Below are 12,893 nucleotides of genomic sequence, written 5' to 3' on the forward strand. Positions count from 1 at the left end.
TAAATGTTCATAGGGTGAATCTGATAGAATATAGATTATATTATTTATATTAGCACTGAAGTAGCACTGAAATTAGCATTATAACTAGCACTATAACTAGCACTACAACCAGTATCACAACTGCCACTAGACTCATTAGCTAAAAGGAGATTTTTATGACTACAATAGGTTTAATTCGCCATGGAAGTACCGCGTGGAATAAAGAAGGCAGAGTGCAAGGGCATACGGATAATTCATTGGATGCTGAAGGCCTGCAACAGGCACAACTACTGGCTGAACGACTTAGCACAGAACAATGGGATTACATATATTCAAGTGATTTACTCAGAGCGCGGTAAACGGCAGAGGTTATTGCAGAAAGATTAGGCCTTGAGATCACGGGTTTAGCGCCGGGCATTCGAGAGATGTATGCGGGACTTATTGAAGGAACTACGCAGCAAGAGCGGATTGAACGATGGGGAACCGATTGGAAGACGTTAGATTTGGGTTTGGAAACTCCAGAAGCCAGCGAGCTCAGAGGCAGCGAAGTGATTGAAGAAATTGCGGCGAGACATCCAGGCAGCCATATTCTGATCGTTAGCCATGGTGCAATTTTACGCAGTAGCCTTAGAAGACTACTTCCAGAACTGGACGGCACAGTATTATTGAACAATACGTCAATTACGCGAATAACAAAATCCGAATCGGATGGCTCCTGGAACTGCGAGTTATATAATTGTGCGCGGCATTTGGAGAAAGAGTAAGTGTTCAGATAATGTTCAGAGCTTTTTTATATATTGGTATCGCAGTACAGTAAGCTAATTATTTGTAGTTCAGAAGGATGTGCGAATTAAAGGTGGTAGAGGTTCAGATTTATTTACAAACGTTAATGTCCGTTATCATCGCAGGAGTTGTAGGTTATTTAGTATTGAGATTTTACCGGGATGTTGCTAGTAAGGAATCAAAACAAAGAGCGGTTTACACGGGCCTTTCCATTATAACTATCGTCGTTGGATTGTGGGCAATGCATCAGCTAGGCAAAAAATCCTTAGAAGAAACTATAGAGGTCAATGGGGGGATTTTCACTCCGTTATTGATATACGCGCTTACGATAGCTGTTTTAATGTTTTTGCTTACACGGCTGAACCTTGTTTTGGCGGAAAGAGAGCAGCTTAAGGAACTTGCCTATAAGGATGGCTTAACGGGGCTGTTAAACAAGAATGGAATGGATCACTTTTGGGATCGCTGCAAAGTAAATGAGCAACTAGCCGTATTGTTTATGGATTTGAACCGTTTCAAATCAATTAATGACAGCTTAGGACATCATGTGGGCGATTTACTGCTGCAAGAGGTGGGAGGAAGGTTAAGTCAATTCTCCAGCAAAAGAAAACGCCATATTTTCCGCATAGGCGGTGATGAATTTGTGATCGTAGCTAAAGGCTGCAATCAGAAGGAAGCGGAGCAGTTAGCGGTGCAGATTCTGGAGAAGACGACCAGACATTATCAGCTGGGAGAGCACAACCTCTTTGTATCTGCGAGCATAGGCATCAGCATTAGTCATGGCAAGGTGGATCATTTCAGGCTGCTGCATGAAGCAGATACAGCGATGTACACCGCCAAACAGCTCGGGACAGGTCGTTATTCAGTTTTTAAAAATTAGTTTGTTAAATGTAAAATATAAGCGTCAGCCTTGGACATAAATAGATGTCTAAGGCTGACGCTTTTTTAGGCTCCCGGTGTGTGAAACTTGTGGGGTACTTGCTTGCGTTCCTTCATCAAGAAAAGGCAGAGCAGGGCAACCGCCATACTAATCGCTGCTACATAGAACAGGATGGAGTAATCAAAAATATCAATCATTAGCCCCAGCAAAGGAGGCGAGCTGATCGCTGCCAGTGAAGAGACCAAATAATACATCCCTGTTCGAGTACCAATACTTTCCTCAGTCCCCGTAGCAACAACATAAGGATAAGAGTTGATGTTGATACAAGCCCAGAAGATTCCTCCTGTCAGGAGCAACGCCCGAAGCACCAGCAGGTCCTGTGCAAACCCAACAAGCGCAAAGACTGTCATCAGGCCACATACGCCGACGATAATGATCTTCTTTTTCCCGAATCGCCCACCCAGCCAACCGCTCGGAATAGCGAACAGCACAAAGGCAAGGGAGAAAAAGGTAAGGGAGAAGGAGGCTGCTTGTTCACTGAGGCCCAGATGGTTTTTACCATACAACGTGAATAAGGTTTCGACCCCTTGATAAGCTACAAACCAGAAGAAAATCGCTGCCAGTAGAAATACTGTAGTACGATCCAGCTGGCCGCGAAAGGAGACTCTGGAAGGCTTAACTATCGTCGCAGAAGGGCTCCCCGCTGTATCGGATAGAAGCGTAGGGCTTATATTCACACCATCCCGTTTTTCTTTGATGAAGCGCGATACGATAAACAGACATAACAGGGTAATCAGTCCAGCAACGAGAAACGGCAGCGCAGGATTTGATTTATAGAGGATCGAACCCACGCCGAAAGCCAGAATTGATCCGAATCCACCCATGAAATTAATTAGTCCGTTAGCCTTTGTACGCTGCTCTTCAGGTGTTATGTCGGGCATGAGAGCGACGGTAGGGGAACGGTATAAACTCATGGCTAAATTCATCAGCATCATAAATAAAAGCAGTGTAAATAGTCCGGTATGAAACGGAATCAGCATAGTCAGCACGGCAGCGAAGGGCATACCGATCATAAGATAAGGCATTCTGCGTCCAAAACGCGAGGTCGTGCGGTCACTCCGATTGCCGATCCAAGGCTGCAAGAATAAGGCGAAGTAATTATCAATCGTCATCATGAAGCTGATTAGGGCTACACTATGTACATATTTTTCGAGGAAAAAAGGTACAAATGCGTTATACAGACTCCATGTAATGCTGATGCTGAAAAAGCCGAATCCGAGCAGCCAGACTTTTTTCACACCATCACACTCCCTTGTCAGCCAGAAGTCCAGCGAGTAGGTCTGGATGATCGGTAATAATGCCTGATACACCCGCTTCAATTAAATATTTCATCCGCTCGGGATCGTTAACGGTCCAAGGATGGTAGGCGACGCCATGCTTTGCAGCTTCTTCGACGAATTCAGGCAGTACCGCAAAATGATACGCATGCAACGCAGTCGCTCCAAGTGTAGCTGCATAGTCCCAAGGACGATACAAGCCTTCCCCGTACAGAATTCCTGTTCTGATCTCCGGTGCCAGCGACTGACAGTAAGCTAGTGAATAATGGTTGAAGCTCGAAAAAATGACGCGATCGCTCATCTTGAAATCCCGTACGGCCGCTATCACTTTTTCCTCCATGCCCGGATATAAAAAAGTGCCATTTTTAAGCTCGATATTTAGTATGGTATCTCTACCTTGCAACAGATCTAATAAATCTTCCAGCAATGGAAGGCGCTCATCTTTGAATTCAGGTCCGAACCATGAGCCTGCGTCCACTTCCAGCAGTTCTGCGAGTGTATGATCCTTCACATAGCCGGTTCCGCTTGTCGTGCGGTTTAGAGTTTCATCATGAATGAGGACTAGGCCGCCATCCTTGGTCATTTGTACATCAGTTTCTATTCCGGTTGCACCCAGCTCAAGACCTTTGCGGAATGCTGCCATAGTATTTTCTGGACACACTGCCGACGCTCCACGATGCGCAAAATTAATGATGTTGTTCATAAGTTATTGTCCCTCCAACTTTAGTGTTTGCTATGCCCCTATAGATGGGGGCTACTTGTCATATTCCACAGAGAGTAAAGAAACCCTGTCTGGAATTTTAATTCAGTTGTTCATAGCGCCATAAGGGATTCGTTCCAAAAGTCCAGCTTCATAGATGCTCCGCAGCTTCAGCTCGGGCATATGAATATAACCGATATAGCAATCGCATACCTTCATGCGGCAGCTTCTAACCGCAGAGAGACCTTCGAGCCCATCACGGTAAAGATTGCCTATGACACCTCTGTCCTTATAGCAGCGTTTCACAAGCCCAGCGCCCTGTACATAAAAAACATCTTTTCCTGCATTGCAGGCTTGGCCAAGGCTTTCATAATCCATAGCATTTACAGAAAAATGTGGATCAATCTCGCTAAGGAAGGCAAAATCCTCAGCTGTATAATAATCCGGTTTATCTTTGTAAGCATTGATCCATAGGTACACGTTTTCCGGTAATGCAGAGCGAAGTGAAGCTATAGCTGAAAAAGCGCTGCGTATTCCAACGCTTCCCACACTAAACGGAACGTCGTTCTCGTATAAAGTCATACATTGCGCCAGAAATTTATCCTCCCGCACTTGTCCGGGGTGGTAGGTGGCCCAAAAGGCCACTTTTTTACGATTCAGCTGGGAGATGAAATCCAGGTTGGCAGAAAGGTTGGTCTGAATCGCTACCTTCTCTACATGGTCCATATTGGAGAGCGCAATCATTGCTTCTTTGTACCAGCGATGAATCAGCCCTTCGCCATAGGGATTAAAAAATATAGAAAGCCGATGGCCCGCCGCACCTTGCAGAGAGGCCCACTCGACAAAGGTCTCCAGTCCTTGTCGATCCTTCGCGAGAGTGGCTGCGCTGTCTCTTGTTTTGCCGAAAGGACAGTAGGGGCAGTCATAGTTGCAGGAGGTGAGAGACCCACGGTAGTAGAGGACCGCATTCATGGCAATACGAACCTTTCCATCTGCGCTCGGATCTCCCCTGAAATAAACCAATCACCGATGGAATCGGAGTAGCCCATGCCTTCAGTAGTAAGGCGTAATACGCCATCTGCTTCTTTCCCTAAGCCGGTATGAAGCAGGTTAGACAGTTCAGGATAATCACTCCAGAGTGAATTTCCGAAGCGTAGACTATAATCTTCAAGCTTCAGCCCTTCACTATGTAAAAGCGCCTTTAGAATAAAGCGGCGCTTCTGTTCTTCCAGATTTAGCACAATTCCGTAATCTGCCGTATCGTAACGATCTGCACTGATATAATCGGCAATAATGCTCTCGGTTGCTTTACGGCTCACCCCATAACGGGAAGCGTAATGCACGTTGCGAGTATAGGACCTAGCCCCGCAGCCTAGCCCGACCATTCCTTCTTCCTGACAGCTGTAGTCAAGAATGCGTTTATCTGTTCCTGCGGTTTCCTTGGCGAACCGACGCATGGAATATTGGCGATAACCTCTAGCTTTAAGCAGCTGCCCAGCGGCCTTGTAGCAGTCTAGGCGAATATCTTCCTGGCGCTGGATATCCCCTGGCTTTACGATGGTATGCTCACGGGTGTAGAGCGGATAAATAAAGATTTCCTCAGGATCATAGCTAAGCGTTTGATTTAGAGAATACAGCCAAGAGTCGACAGTTTGCCCTGGAAGACCATAGATCAGATCCAAATTTAGAATGGGAAAATCATATTTTCCCAGCAGCTCTAGTGCACGATACACCTCATCCGGATTCTGCGGGCGATAGATGGCCGCCGATTCAGCCGCGACAAAGCTTTGAATGCCCATGCTGACCCGATCCACAGTATTTTCTTTAAGAATATTCAGCTTCTCTTCACTGAGCGTCTCAGGAGAAGTTTCCACCGAGATGGAGGCTGAACTCGTATCCAGTCCCATCGTATCAACGGCAATGTGGAACAAACGGCGCAGTTGATCTGCCGCCAGTAATGTCGGCGTACCCCCACCAATCGCGAAACGAGCATACGGTTTATGTCTAGTGAACTCGGCCCACTGCTTAGCTTGGCGTTCCAGTGCGTCTACGTATGTAGCGTGAACATTCGCGCGTTTATCAGGTAAGGTGAACAGGTTGCAGAATCCACAGCGAGCGCCGCAAAACGGGATATGCATATATAGAAAAAAGGATTCAGCAGGCTCATCTCGCCATAAGGATTCTAATGGAATCGGAGGCTGTAGATCCCTGTAAGCCGTTTTGTGTGGGTAGGAATACAGATACGATCGGTAAGGGTAAGCAGTAATGTTGTCTTTCCATTGATGAAGCTCTTCTAAAGAGAAGGACGATAACGTCATAACAGTTCTCCATCCTTTCCTTTTATAAAATAAATTCCCGATAAGGGACGTTCCATACGGTCTCGTGAGCCAAGCGATGCCCCTGATAGCCATCTTCGCCAAAAGCGGTTCCATGATCAGAAAACGCCAGACAGAAGGTAGGATTACCGCGTTCCCGGAAGGCATCGAATAATCGGCCCAGTTCACCATCCACATATCGGAGTGCAGCGCGCTGGCTGTCTACGGAATCCTTTTTAGCACCGGGTATAAAATAATGGTTTGGTCCGTGGATGGCAGAGACATTGAGGAACATGAACAATCTTTGTTCAAGAGGAGTATCCTTCAGCAGCTTCAAGGCATGATTCACCTGATGCTCTGTGGAACGCGGGTTGGTGACCCCGAACGTCATCCTCCAGTAGCTGTGCTGGAAATAGCTTGGTAACACACGAGCGAGTGGATTTTTTTTGGTGAAAAAAATAACGCCCCCTATACAAATCGTCCGGTAGCCCTCGGCAGCAAGCCCAGATACGATATCGGGTGTATCGAACAGCCAGGTATGGGGATGCGTCTTCATTCCGGTGTTTCGGGAATGGAACATGCGGATATGCTCCGTTTTATCCGTTGTAGCTGGAGTAGGCAAGAAACCGCCGAAGAAGGCATGATGGGCCGCATAGGTGAAGCTGCCAGGGGTATGTCTTTTCTCCCATGATCCGGTTCCGCATAAGTTGGGGCAGTTTGCTTCTTCCATAACAGCAGCATCATAACGAAGCGTATCGAGTGTGATCATAAGAATGTCATGCCTGCCGACGATGGTGTTCATATCCATTTAAGATAATCCTTCCTTTATAAGCGGTGTGGAGGGAGGCGTGATATAGTCTCTAGCCGACAATACCTTCATTTCCCATTCGTAGGTGCTGGAGCCACGGTATTTCACATCGTACAGCAAGTCGCCAAATGGATTGACATCTGCGACAAAACATTGCTGTGAACCCCCGGATACCAGTACATCGATTCCGGCTACCCCGGAACGGGGAAAAGCAGCCAGTGCTTGCACAGCGGTATTCCGCACCTGCTCCTGTACGGGTTCAGACAGACCGGCTTCCGAAAGAGACATCCGCTGGTTGCGTAAATGCAGATTCGTAATTGGTGTAGGGCTGACCCGAGCAACCGCGTGGCAGGCCTCGCGGAGAACGACTAGCTGGCGAATATCGAATGCTTTTCCCTTAAGCCCGGCTTTAGGGATCCATTGCTCAGCATAAGCCCCGTGCTGGTAGATCCAGTTCACAATTCCCGAGATCGTGGCGGTATTCGTGTACCGTCGCAGTTTACCGGAATTATAGTAAATGGGTGGTCGAGTGATGTAATTCTCGACCCCCACTGTTGTTAAGGCAATTTCGGCACCCGTCACGGGATGGATCTGATAGGCGACCACCCCAGAAGCCGCAGAGCCGAAGGCCAGCTTAATGAATACCCGGTGCATTCGCCGGGATAACATCATCTCCCGGAGAGAGGCATAATCCGTAGGCTGCTGATCTTCACCTACTGGGCGAGGAATTGGAATCCCTGCCTCGCTCAGAATCTGTTGCGTCTGGCGTTTATCGGTCATAGCCGCAATGTCAGTAGGGTCATTTAACCATAGTGAACCTGGACATGCGGTTTTGGCCTCGCGCTGTAGTCTTGCCAGCATCCGGCAGTAGCCACGGAACCATTGAGATGGATGATGCAGGACACCTTGCATTTCCTTCAATTGACGGACTACCTGCACGCGGAGTGGTCGCGGATCAGGTCTATCGGCGTAGGGATGAAGCGAATCGTCCATATCATCCGAGTCCGGTGCGCCTAGAGCGATTAAGGCACGTTCTACCTCGAAGCTGCTGCCAGGTGACTCTAGTCTCAGCAGCGGTGGAGCTGCACTGAGATCTACTCCGTTGTAAACGGAGGACTGATGGGATAATTGCTTCTTCTGCTCTTCCATAAGATCACCTAATGATCTACCTTGCAGAAACTCAGCGTACGATAAAATAATGGCAGGGGGCATTCCTAGATCGGAACGCGCTTGCTGGATGCCGCTAGCCCGTTTATCACCGGGAATACCGATAACGATCATCGGCCTCATGAGAGGCTCACTCTGTGATGGAAGGATAACGCCAGTCTTCCTCATCATCGCTTTCCTGCTTGTCGCTAACATCAACAGGCAATCCACTTTGCTTCCAGCGGCTAATCATCTCGTCAGACATATAATGATGGCTTAGGTTTAATGCTTTTAATTTTTTGATTCTGTCGCTGGCTAGAAGCAATTCCGCCCCCTCATCGCTTAGGGTACCGAGTGATAGATCGAGCGTATCTAGCTGATCCAGAATAGGAGCATTTGCTAGTGCACCTGCGATCTCATCTTGGATCTGGCTATTTTTTAAACCGAGATAAGTAAGCTTAGGAAACTTTCCTACTTCTATAAGAGGGAGAAGATCTGCGAGGCTGCCGTCAAATCCGTAGTCTTCTACACCTAGATATAGCTCCAGCTTGCGCAAATTCGGCAATTGGCTAGTTGCAATATGATCTAGAACGGCTTTACCTAAGCCTCCGCTTATAATAATCAATTCTTCTAGCTTATCGTGTTTTAGTTCTGCGAGGCTCAGCTCATTCCCACCTTGAATCGTGAGTGACTGTAGCTCTGGAAAAGCAGGGAGCAGCGGCGATAGATCGCTTTGGGTAATCCAAGAAATCTCGCATTCCTCATAGCCCATCTCGCCTATGAAAAGCTTGCGTAAAGCAGGGAAGCTAGCACTATGCGTAACCAGTGCCTCTACAACTTCTTCTGAACTATTTTCGTAGGCTTGCCCCCAATCACCGATAATTAGACTTGTCAGCGAAGAACTTTCAGGGGTGCTGCTAAGCTTCTCAATTTCCGTGCCAATTCTTTGGCCTTCCTCGAATTCGTCGTATCCGATACTAAGCTTTACTTCCGTCATGGGCATTCCCTCCCGGAAAAATTTAACTTCGAAAATACCCTATCATCTGTAGCCGAGGGAGTCAAATCACAGGTTTAAATGATTATAGTCAAATTCGTCATGTCATTGAGCTAATCATTTATGGTAGGTTTATGCTAGGGAGAATTACATTATTGAAGGAGCTGCTCTGATGAAGATCAAACTTCAGGAATGGATAATAGAAGCGGATATTGCAAAGCTGCAAGCGGCTATGGAAGCAGGCGTAGTCAGTTCAGAAGATTTGGTAGTAGCCTATTTGGAACGGATTCATAAGTACGATATAGACATAAACGCAATCTTAGAAATCAATCCAGAGGCTAAAGACATCGCGAGAACACTGGATATTGAACGTAAGGAACAAGGAAGTCGGGGAAGTCTACACGGCATTCCTATATTGTTGAAGGATAATATAGATACCGCGGATAAAATGCATACGAGTGCTGGGTCAGTAGCTTTAGCAGGATCATTTGCGGCAAAAGATTCCTTCGTAGCTGCGAAGCTCCGGTCAGCAGGAGCTGTTTTGCTTGGAAAGGCGAATATGTCGGAGTGGTCTAACTTTATGTCTAGTTCAATGCCGGCTGGGTATAGCTCACGAGGTGGTCTAGTACTTAATCCATATGGGCCAGGGAATGTATTTGTCAGTGGTTCAAGTTCTGGACCTGCAGCAGCTATTGCGGCGAATTTGGCAGCAGCCTCGATCGGAACGGAAACCGCGGGATCAATTGTTGGGCCAGCCTGTCAGCATGCTCTCATCGGGATCAAACCAACGGTCGGATTAGTCAGTCGTACTGGAGTGATTCCTATTTCAGTTAGCCAAGACACTCCTGGACCTATTGCTAAAACGGTTACGGATGCGGCGATTATTTTGGGGGCATTAACGGGAGTGGATGACAGGGATGAAGCAACATTATCGAGCGAGAAGCATGCTTTTACGGACTATACTCCATTTCTAGATAAAAGCTTTATACGGCAAGCAAGAATAGGCGTTCCACGGCACTATTATAACCATTTAGATGCAGAGCGACTTTCAATTATGGAAACAGCTATCCAGACTTTGAAGAACGAAGGGGCTACCATTATAGATCCTGTCACAGTACATGTTGAACAACAGAATTGGAATAATGATGTGATTTGTTATGAATTTAAAAAAGGGCTCAACCAGTATTTAGCACAAGTAGATGAATCCGTTCCGATTCACTCTTTGCAGGAATTGATAGCCTATAATGAAAGACATGCTGAGATTGCCTTGCAATATGGACAAGACACTCTGACAAGATCAGAAGAAATAACATTAACTGAAGAGGTCTATGAAGAGAAGAGACAAGAATACAAGGAATTAGCGCTTGAGCAAGGAATAGATTATGTGTTGGAACAATATAGGTTAGACGCGTTATTGCTGCCTGGTGATGTAGATGGCATGTATATTGCGGCACTCTTAGGTTATCCATTAGTTACCGTTCCGGCGGGATATGTATCTCAAGGCATTATTGATGCGGATGGGGATTCGACCAGGGGGCCTTTTGGTGTTGTTTTTTCCGGAAAAGCTTATAGCGAGCCTACGCTCATAGCCTTAGCATACGGGTTTGAACAAGCTACGTATCACCGGATTCCTCCTCAATTGGAGTAGAATTAGGCTAACTTAGAATAGAAGGAAGCGATCAGTTTGAAGTATTGCCTGGAATGTGGAACTGCGTTAGTAATGAAAGAAGCCGATGGGGAAGGGCAGGTACCTTATTGTAATGCATGTGAAATGTTCCGATTCCCTATTTTCAGCACGGCGATTAGTACAGCAGTATTAAACAGGGAGAAAAACAAGATTTTATTAATTCAGCAATATAATCGACCAGACTACATATTACTCGCAGGATACGTGAACAAAGGTGAAGATGCGGAAACGACTCTCGTACGTGAGGTAAAAGAAGAGGTAGGACTTGATATTGTCGCTTATGAATATATGCGCAGCTTGTACTTCGCACCATCCAATACGCTAATGCTGAATTTTATAGGTGTTGCAGATTCGGAGGACTTGAGCCAGGTGAGTACTGAGGTTGATCATGCTGAATGGTTTACCTTGGAAGAAGCCGCCAGAGCGATTAAAAAGAACAGCCTAGCCGAAACCTTCTTACTGGCGATTATTGAGAAATTGAACGCGGGACAGGTACAGGTCAATCCGGTAGCTGTTGGAGGAAAGTAAAAAGGAGCCATGAGGCTCCTTTTTGTTGTTTCCATGCAAGGGGGTAATTATTTAAGCTTATACACACGAGCTTCATAAGGGCGAAGCTGAATTGTATTTAGTTCTTCTTCTGGATTTACCTCGTAGTTGGCAATAAGCAGTTCCTTCGTTTGAAATTTCACAGTGGGAGGAAGCTCGAAGGTCGCAGGCTCTCCGAAGAAATTCAATACAACCAGTAGCTGTTCTTCTCCAAGAGTACGCAGATAAGCATAGATTTGCTCGTTCTCTTCAGCCAATATCGTATAGCTACCATATACGATAATTTCATGCTGCTTGCGCAGCTCAATAAGTCTCTTATAATAGTAAAAAATAGAATCAGGATCAGCCAGCGCCTGCTCCACATTAATTTCCTTGTAATTAGGATTTACGGCTAGCCAAGGAGAGCCCGTCGTGAAGCCTGCCTGCGGCTCGGCGTTCCATTGCATTGGCGTACGGCCATTGTCCCGGCCTTTAATGTAAATGGAGTTCATGATAGCTTCTTCCGAATGTCCGGCAGCCAAGTATTCTTTATACATATTCAGGATTTCAATATCTTTGTAATCGTTGATGGAATCAAACTGTACATTCGTCATGCCGATTTCTTCGCCTTGATAGATGTAAGGTGTGCCTTGGAGCGTGTGCAGCAGTGTTGCGAGCATCTTGGCAGACTCTTTCGGATATAGCTTATCATCTCCGAAGCGGGATAACATACGCGGCTGATCGTGGTTGTTCATATACAGACTGTTCCAACCTTTACCGTCCAGCGCGACTTGCCATTTGGAAATGATGGACTTGATGTCCGCCAGCTTCCAAGGCTGCACATTCCATTTACCTCCAGGTCCGGAATCGACGTCCATGAGCTCGAAATGGAATACCATGTTAAGCTCATTGCGATCCTCGGAAACGTACAAGGAAGCCTCCTCGGGAGTGACATTAACGGCTTCGCCCACTGTCATAATATCGTACTTGGACAGGACCTCACGGTTCATTTCCTGCATATACTCATGTACGCGTGGTCCGTTAACGAAATAGTCTCCTCCGAAGTGGTACGTAGGCTGCTCTCCGTTATTTTCTGGGGCAACGCTAGGTAATTCCGGTACTTTGGAAATCAAGTTGATTACATCCATGCGGAATCCGTCAATGCCCTTGTCCAGCCACCAGGTCATCATATCGTAGACTTCCTGGCGCAGCTTAGGATTATCCCAATTCAGGTCGGGTTGCTTTCTCGAGAAGAGATGGAGGTAATATTCCTCCGACTTCTCATCGAATTCCCAAGCCGAACCGCTGAAGAAGGAGCCCCAGTCGTTAGGCGTCTGTCCGTCCTGGCCCGGCCGCCAGATATAATAATCACGATAAGGATTATCCTGCGATTTGCGGGACTCCACGAACCAAGCATGCTCATCAGAGGAGTGGTTGACCACGAGATCCATAATCAGCTTCATGCCGCGGCTGTGAAGTCCAGCTAGCAGTTCCTCCCAATCAGAGAGTGTTCCGAAATCATCCATAATACTTTGATAGTTACTGATATCATAGCCGTTATCGTCGTTTGGCGACTCATATACCGGGCATAACCAGACTACGTCGACGCCAAGCTGATTTAAATAATCGAGTTTCGAGATAATGCCCTGCAGATCACCGATGCCGTCCCCGTTACTGTCTTTGAAGCTGCGGGGGTAGATTTGATAAACTACGCTTTCTTTCCACCATTTCTTATCCATGTA

General features: G+C 46.6%; 11 protein-coding genes and 1 pseudogene. 4 read left to right on the forward strand and 8 right to left on the reverse strand.

Going from position 1 to position 12,893, the window contains the following annotated elements; translation table 11 throughout:
* Positions 1–155 precede the first annotated feature (155 nt).
* Positions 156–743, forward strand: a pseudogene (locus NSQ50_RS05150) (histidine phosphatase family protein).
* Positions 744–820: 77 nt separating this feature from the next.
* Complete coding sequence (locus tag NSQ50_RS05155) at positions 821–1,639, forward strand: GGDEF domain-containing protein (RefSeq protein WP_081387026.1); 819 nt, start codon at positions 821–823, stop codon at positions 1,637–1,639.
* A 65-nt stretch (positions 1,640–1,704) separates the two neighbouring features.
* Here the strand turns inward: NSQ50_RS05155 and NSQ50_RS05160 are convergent, their stop codons facing one another.
* The 7 genes from NSQ50_RS05160 to NSQ50_RS05190 form a co-directional block, all read right to left on the reverse strand.
* Positions 1,705–2,937: an SLC45 family MFS transporter gene (locus NSQ50_RS05160; RefSeq protein WP_076225285.1), complete on the reverse strand. Its 1,233-nt coding sequence runs from the start codon at positions 2,935–2,937 to the stop codon at positions 1,705–1,707.
* A gap of 4 nt (positions 2,938–2,941) precedes the next feature.
* A complete protein-coding gene (locus tag NSQ50_RS05165; protein WP_076104695.1) occupies positions 2,942–3,679 on the reverse strand; it encodes a glycerophosphodiester phosphodiesterase in 738 nt (245 codons plus the stop codon).
* 102 nt (positions 3,680–3,781) lie between these two features.
* Positions 3,782–4,648: an STM4011 family radical SAM protein gene (locus NSQ50_RS05170; protein ID WP_076145505.1), complete on the reverse strand. Its 867-nt coding sequence runs from the start codon at positions 4,646–4,648 to the stop codon at positions 3,782–3,784.
* Positions 4,645–5,994: an STM4012 family radical SAM protein gene (locus NSQ50_RS05175; protein ID WP_076225286.1), complete on the reverse strand. Its 1,350-nt coding sequence runs from the start codon at positions 5,992–5,994 to the stop codon at positions 4,645–4,647. The genes NSQ50_RS05170 and NSQ50_RS05175 overlap by 4 nt, the downstream gene beginning before the upstream one ends.
* 22 nt (positions 5,995–6,016) lie before the next feature.
* Positions 6,017–6,799, reverse strand: a complete 783-nt coding sequence (locus NSQ50_RS05180) for an STM4013/SEN3800 family hydrolase (protein WP_036680379.1) — start codon at positions 6,797–6,799, stop codon at positions 6,017–6,019.
* Positions 6,800–8,089 (reverse strand): STM4014 family protein, encoded by a 1,290-nt coding sequence (locus NSQ50_RS05185; protein WP_051491125.1) that lies wholly within the window; start codon positions 8,087–8,089, stop codon positions 6,800–6,802.
* A gap of 7 nt (positions 8,090–8,096) precedes the next feature.
* Positions 8,097–8,942, reverse strand: coding sequence for an STM4015 family protein (locus NSQ50_RS05190; RefSeq protein ID WP_036680382.1), 846 nt, complete (start codon positions 8,940–8,942; stop codon positions 8,097–8,099).
* Between the two features lie 169 nt (positions 8,943–9,111).
* On the opposite strand from NSQ50_RS05190, the gene NSQ50_RS05195 reads away from it, so the two are divergent.
* On the forward strand, positions 9,112–10,587 hold the full coding sequence (locus tag NSQ50_RS05195) for an amidase family protein (RefSeq protein ID WP_076225287.1): 1,476 nt from the start codon (positions 9,112–9,114) through the stop codon (positions 10,585–10,587).
* A 36-nt stretch (positions 10,588–10,623) separates the two neighbouring features.
* Positions 10,624–11,154 (forward strand): NAD(+) diphosphatase, encoded by a 531-nt coding sequence (locus NSQ50_RS05200; RefSeq protein ID WP_076104689.1) that lies wholly within the window; start codon positions 10,624–10,626, stop codon positions 11,152–11,154.
* A gap of 47 nt (positions 11,155–11,201) precedes the next feature.
* Here NSQ50_RS05200 and NSQ50_RS05205 read toward each other — a convergent pair whose 3' ends face one another.
* A complete protein-coding gene (locus tag NSQ50_RS05205; RefSeq protein WP_076225042.1) occupies positions 11,202–12,890 on the reverse strand; it encodes a glycoside hydrolase family 13 protein in 1,689 nt (562 codons plus the stop codon).
* Between the last annotated feature and the right edge of the window lie 3 nt (positions 12,891–12,893).

Source organism: Paenibacillus sp. FSL R10-2788 (assembly GCF_038003885.1).
GTDB lineage: Bacteria > Bacillota > Bacilli > Paenibacillales > Paenibacillaceae > Paenibacillus_AQ > Paenibacillus_AQ odorifer.